This is a genomic window from Magnetospirillum sp. ME-1 (genome assembly GCF_002105535.1).
Classification (GTDB): domain Bacteria; phylum Pseudomonadota; class Alphaproteobacteria; order Rhodospirillales; family Magnetospirillaceae; genus Phaeospirillum.
Genome location: NZ_CP015848.1, coordinates 1,425,609 through 1,441,335 on the forward strand (window position 1 = coordinate 1,425,609; position 15,727 = coordinate 1,441,335).

The following is a 15,727-nucleotide window of genomic DNA, read 5'->3' on the forward strand; positions in this document are numbered from 1 at the left end:
CGATGAGTCAGTCAGCTCTCTCTCTGCCGCCCTATCTGGGGGTGGCGCCCACCCGTTACGGCACCATGCTGTTTCCGGCGGGCGACATCTGGGTTGGGCGCTCGATTGCCACCTACGGCGAATATTCAGAGGGCGAGACCGATCTGTTCCGCCACTTCATCCGGGCCGGCGATACCGTGGTGGAAGCGGGCGCCAATATCGGCGGCCTGACCCTGCCCCTGGCCGGGCTGGTGGGGGCGCAAGGACGGGTGCTGGCCTTCGAGGCGCAGCGCGCCATTCACGCCATCCTCACCACCAACCTGCTGCTCAATGGCTTCAGGCACGTCTGGGCCGAGCGGGTGGCCTTGGGCGCCGAGGCGGGGACCATCAAGGTTCCCGAACTGGATATCTCGCGGGTCGAGAATTTCGGCGGCGTGTCGTTGGGCGGCGAGGAAGGGGAGGATTGCCCCGTCCGCACCCTGGATTCCTATAACCTGGCGGCCGTGAAGCTGATCAAGATCGACGTGGAAGGCGCCGAATCCGAGGTCATCGACGGGGCGCGGGACACCATTCTGCGCACCCGCCCGCTGCTTTATGTGGAGAACGACCGCCGGGACAAGTCGGCGGCGCTGATCAAGCGCATCCTCGACCTGGGCTATCGGCTGTGGTGGCACGTGGTGCCGCTTTACTCGCCCCACAATCCCCGCGGCAATGCCGAGAACGTGTTCGGCGGGACCGCTTCGCTCAACATGGCCTGCCTGCCCAAGGAAAGCGGGGCGGCCTTCGGCGGCATCGAGATCCTGTCGCCCGACGCGCCGCCGCCGTTCTGACCCGTATTGTCATCCCGAGCGGATGCGAGGGATCTCCGCTTGGTGTGGCGGTACCGGTCCTGAAACGTCGAGCCAGGACGAGATCCCTCCTCCCGATGGTCGTCGGGATGGAAAAAAGGATGCTACGGCAGGGTTTTGGCCAGCCGGAAGCCCAGATTGGCGTTGTGCAGCGGCTGCTTCAGCGAGGCGCGGTACCAGCTGGTCACCGCCATGGGCAGGTTCAGCGCCGAGCCGCCCCGCGTCACGCGGTAGCAGCCGGTCTCCCAGTCCTTGGAGAATTTCTGGTCCTTCAGCCCGGCGATGAACTTTTCCAGATAGCAGTCGGCCGTCCATTCCCAGACATTGCCGTGCATGTCGTACAGGCCGAAGGCGTTGGGCTTGCGGCTGCCCACCTTGTGGGTGACGTTGCCGGAATTGGCGGCGTACCAGGCGTATTCGCCCAGGGTTTTTTCATCCTCGCCGTGGGAATAGGAAGCCGACGACCCGGCGCGGGCGGCGTATTCCCACTCCACTTCCGTGGGCAGGCGGTAGGTCTGGCCCGACTTGGCGTTCAGCTTGGCGATGAAGTCCTGGATGATCTTCCAGTCCACATGCTCGACCGGGTTGTCGGGGCCTTTGTTCTCGCAGGGGTTCGAGCCCATCACCGCTTCCCATTCGGCCTGGGTCACCTCGTACTTGCCGATGGCGTAGGGCTTGGCGATGGTGATGGTCGGGCGCTTGGGGGCGTCGGGCTCCGGGTCCTCGTAATCCTTGGGATTGCCGGCAACCACCGAGCCGGGGGGGATCACCACCATCTCGGGGCAGAAGGCGCAGTCCTTGAAGCTCTTGCCCGGCGCGGGGGTATCGGCGGCCAGGGCGGCGGGGGCCGCCATGGCCAGGGCCAGCAGGAATAGGCCGGTGGTGGAGAGCTTGGTCATCGTCTCGATCCTTCCCGCTGTCTGGAAATCCGGATGTTCAACACATGTTAATGTGGTGTTGCTTTTTGATAATACGACATCAATCTGCAGATGGTTATTGACTTTGGTTAACTACAAAATATTGCTGTTGTTCTCGCCGAGGCCGCCATCCCTAGGCGCGGCCAAAGGATGACGGGAAAGCCTATTTCGCCAGCAGGCGGGCGGCTTCGGGGGCAGTGTAGGTGAGGATGGCGTCGGCGCCGGCCCGGCGGAAGGCCATCAGGCTTTCCAGCATGACCTTGTCCCAGTCCAGCCAGCCGTTCAGCGCGGCGGCCTTCATCATGGCGTACTCGCCCGAGACCTGATAGGCCAGGGTCGGGACGGCGAAGGCCTCCTTGACCCGGCGCACGATGTCGAGATAGGGCAGGCCGGGCTTGACCATCACCATGTCGGCGCCTTCCGAGAGGTCCAGGGCCACCTCGCGCAGCGCCTCGTCGGTGTTGGCGGGGTCCATCTGATAGGTCTTCTTGTCGCCGCCCTTCAGCGCCGATTTCGAGCCCACCGCGTCGCGGAACGGACCGTAGAAGGCCGAGGCGTACTTGGCGGCATAGGACAGCAGGCGCACATGGTCGCAGCCCGCCTGATCCAGGGCCTCGCGGATGGCCTTGATGCGGCCGTCCATCATGTCCGACGGCGCGTTGACGTCACAGCCGGCCTCGGCCTGGACCACCGCCTGGCGGCACAGAACCTCGACGGTGGAATCGTTGGCGACGTAGCCGTTCACCACCAGACCGTCATGGCCGTCGCTGTTGTAGGGGTCCAGCGCCACGTCGCAGATGATGCCGAGTTTCGGCACCGCCTTCTTGACGGCGCGCACGGCGCGGCAGACCAGATTGTCGGGATTGATGGCTTCGGCGGCGTCGGGGGTCTTCAGGCTGGCATCCACCGAGGGGAACACGGCGATGGCGGGAATGCCGAGATCGGCGGCGCGGCGCGCTTCGTCCACCAGCAGATCAATGGACAGGCGCTCGACGCCCGGCATGGAGGCCACCTGCTGGCGCACGCCGGTTCCTTCCACCACGAACAGCGGCCAGATCAGGTCATCGACCGTCAGCTTGGTCTCCGACACCAGCCGGCGCTGCCATTCGTCACGGCGGTTGCGGCGCATGCGGGTGAAGGGGAATTGAGCGTGGGGCAGAAAGGACGGCACGGCAGGTCTCCAAACGGCGAGGGGCCGGCCTATAAGGCCGGCCCCTCCATTCATGGCACCCCGATCAGGCGGCGTCCAGAGCCTGCTTCAGATCGGCCAGGATGTCGTCGATGTGCTCGATGCCGATGGACAGCCGCACATAGCCCGGCGTCACGCCCGAGGCCAGCTGGTCGTCGGCCGACAGCTGGGAATGGGTGGTGCTGGCCGGGTGGATGGCCAGCGTGCGGGCGTCGCCGATATTGGCCACGTGATAGATCATCTTCAGCGCGTCGATGAAGCGCCGGCCGGCCTCGGCTCCGCCCTTCAGCTCGAAGCCCAGCAGGCCGCCGTAGCCACCCTTCAGCGCCGCGTCGGCGCGGCGGCGGTACTCGCCGTCCTGGCGCGACGGATGGATGACATGGGCCACCTTGTGATGGCCGGCCAGGAACTCGGCCACCGCGTTGGCGTTGCGGCAATGCTCGCGCATGCGCAGCGGCAGGGTCTCCATGCCCTGCAGCGCCTGGAAGGCGTTGAACGGGCTGATGGCGGCGCCGATGTCGCGCAGCAGGGTGACGCGGGCGCGGATGATGTAGGCGATGGGGCCCAAGGGCTTGACCGCCTGGGTCCACACGGCGCCGTGATAGGAGGGGTCGGGCTGGTTCAGCAGCGGGAAGCGCTTGGCGTGCTTCTCCCAGTCGAAGGTGCCGCCGTCGACGATGGCCCCGCCGATGGAGGTGCCGTGGCCGCCGATATACTTGGTGCAGGAATAGACCACGATGTGGGCGCCCAAGGACAGCGGCTTGGCGATCACCGGCGAGGCGGTGTTGTCGACGATCAGCGGCACGCCCACCTGATTGGCCAGCTTGGCCACTTCGGCGATGGGGAACACCTGCAGCTTCGGATTGGGCAGGGTCTCGGCGTACCAGGCCCGGGTCTTGTCGTCGGTGGCGCGCACGAAGGCTTCCGGATCGGCGGGATCGACGAAGCGGGCCTCGATGCCCAGCTGCTTGAAGGTGTTGGCGAACAGGTTCCAGGTGCCGCCGTAAAGATCGGTGGAGGTGACGAAGTTGTCACCGGCCTGGGCGAGGTTCAGAATGGCGAAGGTGGATGCCGCCTGGCCCGACGACAGCGCCAGCGCCGCGACGCCGCCTTCCAGGGCGGCCAGGCGCTGTTCCAGCACGTCGGTGGTGGGGTTCATCAGGCGGGTGTAGATGTTGCCCAGTTCCTTCAGCGCGAACAGGTTGGCGGCGTGCTCGGTGTCGCGGAACTGGTACGAGGTGGTCTGGTAGATGGGAACCGCGACGGCGCCGGTGGCGGAATCGGCGCGATAGCCGGCATGGAGAACGATCGTCTCGGGATTGGCGCTGGTGACGGTCATGGGCGTCGCATTCCTGTGGTTTGGCCGCCGGAGCGGTAGGTGGCATGAGATTCGGCCCGCAAGGGTCGGCAACGGAAGCCTGTTTGGCAATGGAAAAAATTTCACGCAGATTCTGCGTGCTGTCAATTATAAATCTACTTGTTTGATAGATTAAAAGGGGGCGGCCATGAACGGCGAGACGGTGATCGGCCGCGAGGGGCGGCTGGGACGCATCCTGCTCAACCGGCCCAAGGTGCTGAACGCCTTGTCGGCGGCGCAGTACCACGACATCACGCGAAGCTTGAGCGATTGGGAAGGCGATCCGGGCATTTCCGTGGTGCTGATCGAGGGCGAGGGGGACAGGGCCTTTTGCGCCGGCGGCGACATCCGCATGGTGTGGGACGCGGCAAGGCGCGGCGACCATGGCTTCAACCGCGACGTCTTTTCCACCGAGTACCGGCTGAACCGCCGCATTCATCGCTACCCAAAGCCTTATGTCTCGCTGCTGGACGGTATTTGCATGGGCGGCGGGGCCGGCTTGTCGGTCAACGGCGGCTTTCGCGTCGCCACCGAGCGCACCCGCTTCGCCATGCCCGAGACCGGCATCGGCTTCTTTCCCGATGTTGGCGCCACCCATTTCCTCAACCGCTGCCCCGGTCACGTGGGCCTCTATCTCGGCCTGACGGGCAAGCAGCTGGGACCGGCCGATTCCCTGTGGGCGGGCATCGCCACCCATTTCGTGCCGTCGGAGCGGCTGGACGACTTGCGCGCCGCCCTGGTTGAGGCCTCCCAATCCGCCGATCCCCGCGACGCGGTGGCCGCCACCCTGGCGCGCTTTCATCAGGAGCCCGGCGACGGACCGCTGCTCCGTCACCTGGACGCGCTGGAGCGGTGTTTCACCCCGCGCCGGCTGGACGACGTCATCGAGGCGTTGCGCGGAGATGGCGGGCAATGGGCCTGGGACACCATATGGGACTTGTCGGGCCGCGCCCCCTTCAGCCTGGCGGTGACCAGCCGGCAGTTGCGCGAGGGGCGGGGCCTGGAGTTCGACGAGGCGATCCGGCGGGAGTTCCGGCTCGCCTGGCATTTCCTTCTGGGGCAGGATTTCCTTGAGGGAATCCGGGCACTGGTCGTAGATAAGGACAGGCGGCCGGTCTGGACTCCGTCCAGCCTGGCCGAGGTGGACGAACTGGCGGTGGCGGCGTATTTCCAGCCGCTGGGCGACGACGAGTTGCAATTGCCCTGAGGGAACGGAACGAGGGATGACGGGCGATATCGATGCGGGCGAGGTGCTGTTCGAATTCATCCGCGTCGGCAATGCCGTCAAGGTGACGGCTTTCCACGTCCCCACCCTGACCGAAATCTCCATCGTCGGGGCGCGTGGCGCCAGCGAGGCGCACCTGAAGCTGCTGGGCCTCAAGCGGCTGGAATACGTGCTGGCCAAGCAGCGCGGCGAGGGGACCTAGCGCGGATAGATGTGAATCTCGACCCGGCGGTTGATGGCCTGGTTCTCAGGGTACGCCTTGCCGGTGTCGCTGCGGTTGGGGACGCGCGGCGCGGTGTCGGCCAGGGCGGCCAGCTTCATGCGCGAGGTGGGAATGCCCAGCTCGCTCAGCACCTTGAGGGTGGATAGGGCGCGGGCGGCCGACAAATCCCAGTTGCTGGGGAATTGCGGGGTCTTCACCGGCGTGTCGTCGGTATGGCCCTGGATGTCGATCTGGTAGTTCTTGAAGCGCTCCTGCTTCAAGGTGCCGCTGATTTCCTTCAGAAGCGGCATGATCTCGGGCCGCACGTCGGCCGAGCCCGGCTTGAACATGGTGCCGCTGGCCAGATTGAGGACGATGCCCTTGTCGTCCTTGCCCACGTCCACCGTGTCCTCGACGCCGGCGCCGGTGACCTGGCCCAGCAGTTCCGAGCGCATGTCCTGCAAGGGCGTGGTGACCTCGCGATAGCCGATGTCCTTGGCCATGCCCTGGGACACCTGCTCGTACTTGTTCTTGTCGATGGTGGACATGGACACCAGCACGATGAAGAACGCCATCAGCAGGGTGATCATGTCGGCATAGGACAGCAGCCAGTCCTCGGCCGCTTCCTTGTTTTCCTTGTGGAACTTGCTCTTGGCCACTTCCGTGCGCTCCCGGCTACTTCTTCGGCGCCTTGTCGATGTCGAAGTGGATGGCGGGGTCGAGATAGGAGTTCATGGCGTCCTGGATGAAGCGGGGCGAACGCCGCTCGGCCAGCATCACCAAGCCTTCGGCCACCAGCATGTTGCGGAAGCGGATGATGGATTCGCGCTGGTGGGCCTTTTCCGCCGCCGGCATCAGCACCAGGCGGGCGAACAGCACGCCGTACAGCGTGCCCAGCAGACCCACCGCCATGCCGGGGCCCAGCTTGGCCGGGTCGTCCATGTTGTCGAGCATGACCACCAGGCCGACCAGGGTGGCCATCATGCCGAAGGCCGGGGCGTTACTGGCCATGAATTTCAGGATTTCCACCGAGACGGTGTGGCGCTGGAAGGCGGTTTCCACCTGATTGTCCAGCATGTGGCGCACTTCCTCGCCGGTATAGCCCGACACCACCAGCCCGACGCCATAGGCCAGGAAGGCGTCCTGGCTCTTCAGGCTCTTCACGTCGGATTCCAGGGCCTGGATGCCGCTCTTCTGCAGCAGGTAGCCCCAGCGGATGACGCGGGCCACCTCGTTGGTCAGCATGCCGCGCGCCATCTTGGGCGAGAAGAAGATGGCCTTGATGTTGCCCAGGGCCTGCTTCACATAGCGGGCCTCGAAGCCCACATTGGCGGCCGCCAGCGTGCCGCCGATCACCATCAAGAGGCCCGACAGGTGCAGGAAGATCTTGAAATTGGTCGTCAACTCGAGAATCGAGCCGATGATCAGCAGCAGGCTGAGCGTAAAACCGATGATCGTCGGAATCGACATGACGGCGAAATCCCCAATTGCCCGCTTGCGCACCTATCCACCGGCCAGATTGGCCCATGAGTGCTTTATGTTTGGTGAACGAATGCTCAACCAAAACATTCCGAAACCCGCCCCGTCCGCCTGCCCCCAAAGCTTCCGACGGGGCCGGAGCCCTGAATTCGCCTCATCTTGCGGCAAGTCGCTTTATTGAGCAACAAGTTAGGCCTCACCCTCCCGCCGCGACGCGGCGGGTCCCTCCCTCTCCCCGGGGGAGAGGGGCGTTTTTCACGCCGTGGGATCTGGTCCCAGTTCGTGTTCCTTTTGCAGTTCCAGCTCGACCTCGACGATGTCGCCGTCGATGGTGCGGGTGGGCAGGAAGCCCAGGTGCTGGACGAAGGCCAGCATGCGCTGGTTATCCTTCAAGACCTGTCCGACAATGATGCGGGTTCCGCGCGAGCGGCAGTATTCGATCATCTTGACCAGCAGGCGCTTGCCCAGGCCCGAGCCCTTGAGGTCCGAGCGGACGACGATGGCGAATTCGGCGGCGTCGTTGTCGGGGTCGGTGACGGTGCGCACCACGCCCAGCGTCTCCTTGCCGCCTTCGGGCTTGTCGATCTCGCCGATGAAGGCCATTTCGCGGTCGTAGTCGATCTGGGTGAGCCGCGCCATTTCCGAATGGGGCAGTTCGTGGACCAGTCCGAAGAAGCGGAAGCGGATGTCTTCCGGCGTCAGCTTGGACACCAGGATGTGGTGGTTGGGTTCGTCCTCGGGCCGGATGGGGCGCAGCAGGGTCTTGCGCCCGTCGGTCATGGTGAAGATTTCCTCCAGCTCCTTGGGGTAGGGGCGGATGGCCAGACGGTCGGTGCCCGCCCTGGCCGGGGCCACCACCATGCGGGCGTCCAGCGCCAGCACGCCCTGGGAATCGGCGAAGAGGGGATTGATGTCCAGCTCGACGATCTCGGGGAAGTCCACCACCAGCTGGGAAAGCTGCACCAGGGCCAGCTGGATGGCTTCCTTGTTGGCGGGCGGGCGGCCGCGATAGCCTTCCAGCAGCCGCGAGACGCGGGTGCGCGAGATCAGCTCGGCGGCGAGGTTCATGTTCAGCGGCGGCAGGGCCATGGCGCGGTCGGCGATGACCTCGACGGCGATGCCGCCCTGGCCGAACATGACCACGGGGCCGAACACCGGGTCGGTGGCGACGCCGCAGATCAGTTCCTGGGCGCCGGGGCGCCGGGCCATGCTCTGGACGGTGAAGCCGTCGATGCGGGCCTCGGGGTAGACGGCCTTGACCCGCTCCAGCATGGCATGAGCGGCCTTTTCCACCTCGAAGGCGCCTTGCAGGTTGAGCATGACGCCGCCCACGTCGGATTTGTGCAAGATGTCGGGCGACAGGATCTTCAGCGCCACCGGCTCCTTCATGGCCATGGCGATCTTGCCGGCCAGGGCCGGGCTGCGGGCCACATGGGTTTCCACGGTGGGAATGCCGTAGGCTTCCAGCACCGCCTTGGCCTCGGGCTCGTTCAGGGTGCCGCCGCCCTTGGCCAGGGCCTCGTCGATCAGGAAGCGGGCCCGCTTGGTGTCGGGGACGAAGTCGGTAGGCGCCGAGGCCGGCACCTCCATCAGCAATTCCTGGTTCTTGCGGTATTGCAGCAGGTGCATGAAGGCCTGGATGGCGGCGCGCGGGGTGTCGTAGGTGGGAATGCCGGCGCCGCTGAACAGGTGTCGGCCGCGGGCCACCGCCTCGTTGCCCACCCAACAGGTCATGACGTTGGCGCGCGGCCGGTCCTTGGCGGTCTTGATGATGGCGCCCGCCACGTCGGTGGGGTCGGAGACGGCCGAGGGGGCGTGCATGACCAGCACGGCGTCCACCGCCTTGCTTTCCGACAGGATGTTCAGCGTCTTGACGTAACGCTCGCCGTCGGCGTCGGCCGAGATGTCGACGGGATTGCCCTGGGACCAGCCGGGGGGCAGCACCGCCTTCAGCTTGTCGATGACCTCGTCGGGAAGCACCGCCAGCTCGCCGCCCATTTCCGCCAGGTCGTCGGCGGCGATGACGCCGATGCCGCCGCCATTGGTGAGGATGGCCAGGCGGCGGCCCTTCATGGGCTTGGAGCGGGCCAGGGTCTCGACCGCGCCGAAGATTTCCTCGATGTCCTGGACGCGCAGCATGCCGGCCCGGCGCATGGCGGCGTCGAACACCAGGTCCGATCCGGCCAGGGCGCCGGTGTGGGAGGCGGCGGCGCGCGCTCCTTCGCGCGAGCGTCCGGCCTTGACGGCCAGAACCGGCTTGTTGCGGGCGGCGGCACGGGCCGCCGACATGAAGTTGCGCCGCTCGTGGATGGATTCCATATACAGCAGGATGGCCCGCGTGCCGGGATCGCTGCCCAGATAGTCGAGCACGTCGCCGAAATCCACGCCCTCGGTGTCGCCCAGATGGATGAAGTGGGAAAAGCCGATCTCGCGGGCCCGGGCCCAATCCAGCACCGCGGTGCACAGCGCGCCCGACTGGGAGACGAAGGCCAGCTTGCCGGGCAGCACGCTTTCATGGGACGAACTGGCGTTCAGCCCGATGCCCGGCACCAGGATGCCCATGGAATTGGGACCCAGCAGCCGCATGCCGTATTGCCGCGCCGCCGCCAGGGATTGTTCCAGCAAGGTGGCGCCTTCGGCGTTCTGCTCCAGATGCAGCCCGCCGGTCATGACGCAGGCCGCCTTGGTGCCGCGTTCCCCCAGGGTGTGGATGATGCCGGGAACGGTCGATGGCGCCGTGCAGATCAGCGCTAGGTCCGGGGCCATGGGCAGGCACGCCACGTCGGGATAGGCCAGCACGCCGCCCACCGAGGCGTGTTCCGACGTCACCGGCATCACCGGCCCGGCAAACTCCCCTTTAAGAAGATTGCGCATGACCACCGATCCGATGCTCTTCGGCTTGGTCGAGGCGCCGATGACGGCGATGGATTGCGGGCGAAACAGCGACTTTAGATTGCGGGTGCTCATGGGAATCCCGTTCTGGCGGTCAGAATCCGGCGTTGAGACGGAGATTAGTCCTCTTCTATGGTGCGCTGCAACATCTTGTAAGGGCTATCCCGCATATCTACCAAATCCATACGGCGTTGACCTTAGTCACGAAGCGGTCATTGTGCGGCGCAGGGGAACGGGGCTATAATTTCGCACTGCAATATTATTTCGTCGGTATGTGTCGAAGGGGACCGGGCATGGTTGAGATGATGGAGAACCGGACGTTCGCCGAGATCAAGGTGGGCGACACGGCAAGCCTGACGCGCACCTGTTCCATGAAGGACGTGGAACTGTTCGGCGTCGCCACCGGGGACCTCAATCCCACCCATTACAGCGTGGAAAGCGCCGAGAAGTTCGCCCATCACCGCAAGGTGGTGGCCCATTCCATGTGGGGCGGATCGCTTCTGTCGGCGCTGTTGGGCAACGAGCTGCCGGGACCGGGCACCGTCTACCGCAGCCAGAAGCTGGACTTCACCGGCGCCGTCGAGGTGGGCGACACCCTGACCGTCACCGTGACGGTGACCGAAAAGATCGCGCCGCTCGACGTCGTCCTCGACTGCAGGGGGACCAACCAGCGGGGCGAGACGGTGTTCGCCGGCCTGGCCCGCGTCTCGGCTCCCGCCGAAAAGGTGGTGCAGCCGCGCATGGAATTGTCCGAGGTGGCGCTGCGCCGCCGCCATCACGTGTTCGAGGACATCATCGCCCGCTGCGCCTCGCTGGCGCCCATTTCGGTGGCGGTGTGCCACCCTTGCGACCAGGTATCGCTGGAAGGGCCGGTGGAGGCCGCGCGTCTGGGACTGATCGATCCGATCCTGATCGGGCCCGAGGCCAAGATCCGCTCGGTGGCCAAGGAGTTCAACCTGGACATCGCGGGCCTGCGCATCGTCGATACCCAGCATTCCCACGAATCCGCCGAGAAGGCGGTGGCCATGTGCCGCTCGGGCGAGGCCGAGGCCCTGATGAAGGGCTCGCTCCACACCGACGAGATGATGCACGAGGTGGCGTCCCGCGATAAGGGCCTGCGCACCGCGCGGCGCATCAGCCACGTCTTCGTCATGGACGTGCCCACTTACCCGCGCACCCTGCTGATCACCGATGCGGCCATCAACATCTACCCGACGCTGGAGGACAAGGCCGACATCCTGCAGAACGCCGTCGAGCTGGCCCACGTGCTGGGTGTCGAGCTGCCCAAGGTGGCCATCCTGTCGGCGGTCGAAACGGTGTATCCCAAGATCAATTCCACCATCGAGGCGGCAGCGCTGTGCAAGATGGCCGATCGCGGCCAGATCACCGGCGCCCAGCTGGACGGTCCGCTGGCCTTCGACAACGCCATCAGCGAGGAGGCGGCCAAGATCAAGAAGATCAACTCGCCGGTGGCGGGCCGCGCCGACATCCTGCTGGTGCCCGACCTCGAGGCCGGCAACATGCTGGCCAAGCAGCTGTCCTATCTGGCCGACGCCGACGCCGCCGGCATCGTGCTGGGTGCGCGGGTGCCCATCGTGCTGACCAGCCGTGCCGACAGCGCCAAGGCCCGCCTGGCGTCCTGCGCCGTGGCCGTCCTGTTCGCCCATGCGCGCCGCGCCAAGGGCGCGGTTGCCGCGCAGTAATATAAGCCCCTCGCCGGGCGCGGGCCTTAAGCCCGCTTGGCCGCCGCCGCAATGGCGGCTGGTCCCGGTGAGCAGGCCTCAACGGAGTTTGGGACATATGCGTGAAGGCATCCTGGTCATCAATGCCGGTTCGTCCAGCATCAAGTTCTCGCTGTACATCTCCGAAGGCGACGATGAGCCGCTGCTGTCGTCCAAGGGACAGGTGGAGGGCATCAACGTCGCCCCCCATTTCATCGCCAAGTCGCCCGACGGAATGGTCCTGGCCGAGGACCGCTGGCCGGACGAGCCCAATCTCAGCCACGAGGCGCTGTTCAAGCACATGATCGGCTGGATCGAGTCCCATCTGGACGGGGCCGAACTGAAGGTGGCCGGGCACCGTGTGGTGCATGGCGGCTCGCTCTATTCCCATCCGCTGCTGATCAACGACGACCTGATGGCCGAACTGGAGCAGCTGGTGCCGCTGGCGCCGCTGCACCAGCCCCACAACCTGGCCCCCATCCGGGCGCTGGCCAAGGTCCATCCCGGCCTGCCCCAGGTGGCGTGCTTCGACACCGCCTTCCACCGTTCCAATCCGTGGGTGGCCCAGACTTTCGCCCTGCCGCGCGCCCTGACCGGCGAGGGCGTGAAGCGCTACGGCTTCCACGGCCTGTCCTACGAATACATCTCGCGCCGGCTGGCCAAGCTGGCGCCGGCCCAGGCCCGCGGCCGGGTGGCGGTGGCCCATCTGGGTTCGGGTGCCTCCATGTGCGCCATCAAGGGCGGCAAGAGCGTGGCCTCCACCATGGGCTTCACCGCGCTGGACGGCCTGCCCATGGGGACGCGGACCGGCACGCTGGATGCCGGCGTGGTGCTCTATCTGCTGCAGCAGAAGGGTATGACGCCCAAGGAAATCGAGAACCTTTTGTACAAGCAGTCGGGCCTGCTGGGCGTGTCGGGTCTCAACAACGACATGCGGGTGCTGCTGGAAAGCTCGGAGCCCCATGCCGCCGAGGCGGTGGAACTGTTCACCTACCGCATCGCCCGCGAACTGGGGTCGCTGGCCGCCGCCATGGGCGGGCTGGACGCCCTGGTGTTCACCGCCGGCATCGGCGAGCATTCGCCCCCGGTGCGCGCCAAGGTCTGCCAGCTCTCGGAGTGGCTGGGCATCCGCCTCGATGCCGAGGCCAACGAGGATGGGGGCGCCGAGCTGATCAGCGCCATGGACAGCAAGGTGGCGGTCTGGGTGATTCCCACCGACGAGGAGATGATGATCGCCGAGCACACCCGCGAGGTCTTGTGGAGCTTGCGCGACTAGAGTGCGATGACGACCTCTAGGCTGAAGACACTACATATGGTATGGCTATTGTGCTTCTGGTCAATTCCCTTGGGAAATGGCACAGTGACACCATGACACCCAACCAGCCGGGACCGATAAGGCATGCGTAAGCTGAAGATTTCCATCGGACACCATGTCCTGCACGTCGATCTCTACGATACGGGAACGGCGGATGCGATTCTGGCGGCGGTGCCGTTCGAGGCGCGCGCCGCCATCTGGCAGGGCGAGGTCTATTTCCAGGCCCCCGTCCACGCCGACCGCGAGGATCATGCCCGTGACGTGGTCGAGGCGGGCGAGCTGGCGTTCCGCCACGAAGGCGAATCCATCGTCATCGGCTATGGCCCGACGCCGTGCTCCGAGGGCGACGAGATCCGCCTGGCGGTTCCCGCCAACATCTTCGGCCGCACCGCCGACTCGCTGGCCTTTCTGGCCAAGGTCGAGGCGGGGGAACTGGTCCGGGTCGAAGCGGCGGCGGAGTAGGCTATGCCGCTCCGGTCCGCACTGCGGGTTTTTAGCATTTCCCTGATGATGGCGGGACTTTCGGCCTGTTCCGTCGTTGAACTGGCTGCCCATGGCGTCAAGGAATGGGACAAGCGCAGCCAGGGCGGGCAGCAGGGCGAGGCCCAGCCCGTGTCCCAGCCCCAGGCCCAATCCCGGACCGAGGAGGAGCCGCCGCCACCGGCCCGCGCTCCGGCCTCGCCCTCGGGCCGCTCGTCGGTGACCGTCGAGGAACTGCCGGCCCGGTAGTCCTATTTCCGTCCGCGTTCGATCTCGATGCCGACCGAGGCGGCCTCGGCGTAGACGTCCAGCTTTTCCACCCGGATACGGGCGGTTTCAACCCGTTCGTCGGCAAGGCACAACTCGGCGATCTTTTCCGCCAGGGTTTCCACCAGATTGATGTGGCCCTCGGCCAGCATGGCCTTGATGCCGTCGATCACATCCTCGTAGGACACCACGTTGGCGATGTCGTCGCTCAAGGGACCTGCCTGCTCGAGCACGCTCATGTCGACGTTGATGCGGACCCGCTGGGGCGCCAGCAATTCGTGGGCATGGATGCCGATGGAGCATTTCAGCACCAGATCACGGACCAGGATGCGATAGAGGCGGCGGACCGGCGCTTCCTGCGGCTTGGTCTCGTCTTGACTGCGGCTCACGAACACTTGGATATTTCCTCAGGGGAGGGAAAGCAGGGTCATAGCGCTTACCGTGCGCGGCGCGCAAGTGGTCAATGACCGCCGGCCCGGCATGAGGCGCAATGATTCGGCCAGGTGCGGAAAGGAATGTCCTCGGCGAAGATGCCCAGCGCTTCCAGTGCCGAGCCCGCCGGCAGCCACTGCTTCCCCACCTTGATTCCACCGCATTCCGGGCAAATGTCGACGCTGAGCGGCTCGGCGCGGTGCCGCCGGAGAAAGGCGGTGCTGTCCTGGCGATCCTCGACGATGGGGCGGCTGGAGAAACGGATGCGGTCGTCGCCGATGGGCACCATGGCCATGGACATCACCCGCCGGGTGTGGAAATCGTCACAGCGGAAGGTGAAGCACTGGCCCACGCCCGTCCGCCGGGTCTGGGTGATCAGGGCACGGTAGACGTCGGCGATGTTGCCGTTACCCAGCAGATCCCAAAGGGTGCGGCCAAGGGCGGGATGCCGGCTGCCTCCGCCCGCCCAGCCCGGGCTCATGGCGACGACGCGATCCTGGCCGCAAATCTCGTAGGTCAGGATATTGGCGCCATCGGTTTCAGGACATTGAACGCTAGAGCCCATAGGCATATTCCATTGGTCTGTAGGTAGATACCACGGGATGTGGTCGCGACCATGGAACGCTGCAAGGTCATAGAGTCAAAAGAGGACCGATCCTGCGGACATCATCGGCCATGGGCAGGCGGCCCAACAGGGTCTCGACGCTGGCGGCCAGGGCGGGATGCAGGCATGGCCCGGCGATCTCGGCCAGGGGGGCCAGGGCGAAATGGCGTTCATGCAGGCGGGGGTGGGGCAGGGTGAGAATTTCGTCGTCCATCACCACATCCCCATAGAGCAGAATGTCGAGGTCGATCAGGCGCGGTCCATAGCGCACCGACGCCACCCGGCCCAACTGGTCTTCCATGCGCTTCAGGCGCGCCAGCAGGTCGTGAGGTGACAGCGTTGTGACCAGGGCCACGGCCATGTTGAGGAAGGCCGGCTGGTCGGTGACGTAGAGCGGGGCCGTCTCCCAGACCTGGGAGCAGGCGGAAACGGTGCCGAGCGTGGCGAGCGCTTCCACGGCGGCGCGCAGATTGGCGGGCCGGTCGCCGAGGTTGGTGCCCAGGCCGAGATGAACCAATGTCATGGTGGAGTGTCAGGCGATGATGTCGGGAATCAGCAGGTTTTCCAGCCGGGCGATCTCGTCCTTGAGGTGCAGCTTGCGCTTCTTCAGCCGCTGCAGGCGCAGCTGATCGAACGGCGCCTCGTCGGAAACGCGGGAGATCACGTCGTCCAGGTCGCGGTGCTCGGTCTTCAATTCCGCCAGCTGGCGGCGGACTTCTTCAAGGTTGTCATCGATCATGGAACTGGACGAGGCTAGGATTTAAGTGGCTGGAGGGTAGCAGAACTCGTCCGGAAACGGTATGGGTAAGGTAGGATAAAG

General features: G+C 65.6%; 17 protein-coding genes. 7 read left to right on the forward strand and 10 right to left on the reverse strand.

The window, feature by feature from the left end:
- The first annotated feature begins 2 nt into the window (after positions 1-2).
- Positions 3-809, forward strand: coding sequence for an FkbM family methyltransferase (locus WV31_RS06595; protein WP_085372812.1), 807 nt, complete (start codon positions 3-5; stop codon positions 807-809).
- 122 nt (positions 810-931) lie between these two features.
- On the opposite strand, the gene WV31_RS06600 is transcribed toward WV31_RS06595, so the two are convergent.
- The 3 genes from WV31_RS06600 to WV31_RS06610 form a co-directional block, all read right to left on the reverse strand.
- Positions 932-1,726 (reverse strand): formylglycine-generating enzyme family protein, encoded by a 795-nt coding sequence (locus WV31_RS06600; protein WP_085372813.1) that lies wholly within the window; start codon positions 1,724-1,726, stop codon positions 932-934.
- Positions 1,727-1,907: 181 nt separating this feature from the next.
- Entirely contained in the window at positions 1,908-2,969 is a 1,062-nt protein-coding gene (gene hemB, locus WV31_RS06605) for a porphobilinogen synthase (protein ID WP_085372814.1), read from the reverse strand.
- A gap of 10 nt (positions 2,970-2,979) precedes the next feature.
- Positions 2,980-4,272, reverse strand: coding sequence for an O-acetylhomoserine aminocarboxypropyltransferase/cysteine synthase family protein (locus WV31_RS06610; RefSeq protein WP_085372815.1), 1,293 nt, complete (start codon positions 4,270-4,272; stop codon positions 2,980-2,982).
- Positions 4,273-4,438: 166 nt separating this feature from the next.
- On the opposite strand from WV31_RS06610, the gene WV31_RS06615 reads away from it, so the two are divergent.
- Both WV31_RS06615 and WV31_RS06620 read left to right on the forward strand, forming a co-directional pair.
- Positions 4,439-5,497 carry an enoyl-CoA hydratase/isomerase family protein gene (locus WV31_RS06615; protein ID WP_085372816.1) on the forward strand — a complete coding sequence of 353 codons (1,059 nt, stop codon included), beginning with the start codon at positions 4,439-4,441 and terminating at the stop codon, positions 5,495-5,497.
- Positions 5,498-5,513: 16 nt separating this feature from the next.
- Positions 5,514-5,717 (forward strand): DUF6898 family protein, encoded by a 204-nt coding sequence (locus WV31_RS06620; RefSeq protein ID WP_085372817.1) that lies wholly within the window; start codon positions 5,514-5,516, stop codon positions 5,715-5,717.
- On the opposite strand, the gene WV31_RS06625 is transcribed toward WV31_RS06620, so the two are convergent.
- The 3 genes from WV31_RS06625 to WV31_RS06635 form a co-directional block, all read right to left on the reverse strand.
- Entirely contained in the window at positions 5,714-6,376 is a 663-nt protein-coding gene (locus tag WV31_RS06625; RefSeq protein WP_085372818.1) for an OmpA/MotB family protein, read from the reverse strand. The two genes, WV31_RS06620 and WV31_RS06625, sit on opposite strands and share 4 nt — an antisense overlap.
- Before the next feature lie 16 nt (positions 6,377-6,392).
- Entirely contained in the window at positions 6,393-7,187 is a 795-nt protein-coding gene (locus WV31_RS06630; RefSeq protein WP_085372819.1) for a motility protein A, read from the reverse strand.
- Between the two features lie 264 nt (positions 7,188-7,451).
- The gene (locus tag WV31_RS06635) at positions 7,452-10,163 is read right to left on the reverse strand and encodes a bifunctional acetate--CoA ligase family protein/GNAT family N-acetyltransferase (protein WP_085372820.1); all 2,712 of its coding nucleotides are present in this window, start codon (positions 10,161-10,163) and stop codon (positions 7,452-7,454) included.
- A 218-nt stretch (positions 10,164-10,381) separates the two neighbouring features.
- Here WV31_RS06635 and WV31_RS06640 point away from each other — a divergent pair, with 218 nt between their 5' ends.
- The 4 genes from WV31_RS06640 to WV31_RS06655 all read left to right on the forward strand — a co-directional run bounded on the left by WV31_RS06640 (position 10,382) and on the right by WV31_RS06655 (position 13,853).
- A complete protein-coding gene (locus WV31_RS06640) occupies positions 10,382-11,791 on the forward strand; it encodes a bifunctional enoyl-CoA hydratase/phosphate acetyltransferase (protein WP_085372821.1) in 1,410 nt (469 codons plus the stop codon).
- Between the two features lie 97 nt (positions 11,792-11,888).
- The gene (locus tag WV31_RS06645; RefSeq protein WP_085372822.1) at positions 11,889-13,085 is read left to right on the forward strand and encodes an acetate/propionate family kinase; all 1,197 of its coding nucleotides are present in this window, start codon (positions 11,889-11,891) and stop codon (positions 13,083-13,085) included.
- Between the two features lie 123 nt (positions 13,086-13,208).
- Positions 13,209-13,586, forward strand: coding sequence for a cyclophilin-like fold protein (locus tag WV31_RS06650; protein WP_085372823.1), 378 nt, complete (start codon positions 13,209-13,211; stop codon positions 13,584-13,586).
- A 45-nt stretch (positions 13,587-13,631) separates the two neighbouring features.
- The gene (locus tag WV31_RS06655) at positions 13,632-13,853 is read left to right on the forward strand and encodes a hypothetical protein (protein WP_237051522.1); all 222 of its coding nucleotides are present in this window, start codon (positions 13,632-13,634) and stop codon (positions 13,851-13,853) included.
- 2 nt (positions 13,854-13,855) lie between these two features.
- Here the strand turns inward: WV31_RS06655 and WV31_RS06660 are convergent, their stop codons facing one another.
- The 4 genes from WV31_RS06660 to WV31_RS06675 form a co-directional block, all read right to left on the reverse strand.
- Positions 13,856-14,260: a dihydroneopterin aldolase gene (locus tag WV31_RS06660; protein WP_237051523.1), complete on the reverse strand. Its 405-nt coding sequence runs from the start codon at positions 14,258-14,260 to the stop codon at positions 13,856-13,858.
- A gap of 71 nt (positions 14,261-14,331) precedes the next feature.
- The gene (locus WV31_RS06665; protein WP_085372826.1) at positions 14,332-14,868 is read right to left on the reverse strand and encodes a hypothetical protein; all 537 of its coding nucleotides are present in this window, start codon (positions 14,866-14,868) and stop codon (positions 14,332-14,334) included.
- Positions 14,869-14,935: 67 nt separating this feature from the next.
- Positions 14,936-15,430, reverse strand: a complete 495-nt coding sequence (gene folK, locus WV31_RS06670) for a 2-amino-4-hydroxy-6-hydroxymethyldihydropteridine diphosphokinase (RefSeq protein WP_085372827.1) — start codon at positions 15,428-15,430, stop codon at positions 14,936-14,938.
- Between the two features lie 9 nt (positions 15,431-15,439).
- On the reverse strand, positions 15,440-15,646 hold the full coding sequence (locus WV31_RS06675) for a YdcH family protein (protein WP_068435002.1): 207 nt from the start codon (positions 15,644-15,646) through the stop codon (positions 15,440-15,442).
- Between the last annotated feature and the right edge of the window lie 81 nt (positions 15,647-15,727).

Bases quoted from the DNA above. Each gene is read 5' to 3' on its own strand.
- WV31_RS06600 (WP_085372813.1), bottom strand. From the start codon at position 1,726: ATGACCAAGCTCTCCACCACCGGCCTATTCCTGCTGGCCCTGGCCATG.
- WV31_RS06635 (WP_085372820.1), bottom strand. From the start codon at position 10,163: ATGAGCACCCGCAATCTAAAGTCGCTGTTTCGCCCGCAATCCATCGCC.
- WV31_RS06620 (WP_085372817.1), top strand. From the start codon at position 5,514: ATGACGGGCGATATCGATGCGGGCGAGGTGCTGTTCGAATTCATCCGC.
- hemB (WP_085372814.1), bottom strand. From the start codon at position 2,969: ATGAATGGAGGGGCCGGCCTTATAGGCCGGCCCCTCGCCGTTTGGAGA.
- folK (WP_085372827.1), bottom strand. From the start codon at position 15,430: ATGACATTGGTTCATCTCGGCCTGGGCACCAACCTCGGCGACCGGCCC.
- WV31_RS06650 (WP_085372823.1), top strand. From the start codon at position 13,209: ATGCGTAAGCTGAAGATTTCCATCGGACACCATGTCCTGCACGTCGAT.
- WV31_RS06610 (WP_085372815.1), bottom strand. From the start codon at position 4,272: ATGACCGTCACCAGCGCCAATCCCGAGACGATCGTTCTCCATGCCGGC.
- WV31_RS06630 (WP_085372819.1), bottom strand. From the start codon at position 7,187: ATGTCGATTCCGACGATCATCGGTTTTACGCTCAGCCTGCTGCTGATC.
- WV31_RS06595 (WP_085372812.1), top strand. From the start codon at position 3: ATGAGTCAGTCAGCTCTCTCTCTGCCGCCCTATCTGGGGGTGGCGCCC.
- WV31_RS06675 (WP_068435002.1), bottom strand. From the start codon at position 15,646: ATGATCGATGACAACCTTGAAGAAGTCCGCCGCCAGCTGGCGGAATTG.
- WV31_RS06645 (WP_085372822.1), top strand. From the start codon at position 11,889: ATGCGTGAAGGCATCCTGGTCATCAATGCCGGTTCGTCCAGCATCAAG.
- WV31_RS06640 (WP_085372821.1), top strand. From the start codon at position 10,382: ATGGTTGAGATGATGGAGAACCGGACGTTCGCCGAGATCAAGGTGGGC.
- WV31_RS06655 (WP_237051522.1), top strand. From the start codon at position 13,632: ATGATGGCGGGACTTTCGGCCTGTTCCGTCGTTGAACTGGCTGCCCAT.
- WV31_RS06665 (WP_085372826.1), bottom strand. From the start codon at position 14,868: ATGGGCTCTAGCGTTCAATGTCCTGAAACCGATGGCGCCAATATCCTG.
- WV31_RS06615 (WP_085372816.1), top strand. From the start codon at position 4,439: ATGAACGGCGAGACGGTGATCGGCCGCGAGGGGCGGCTGGGACGCATC.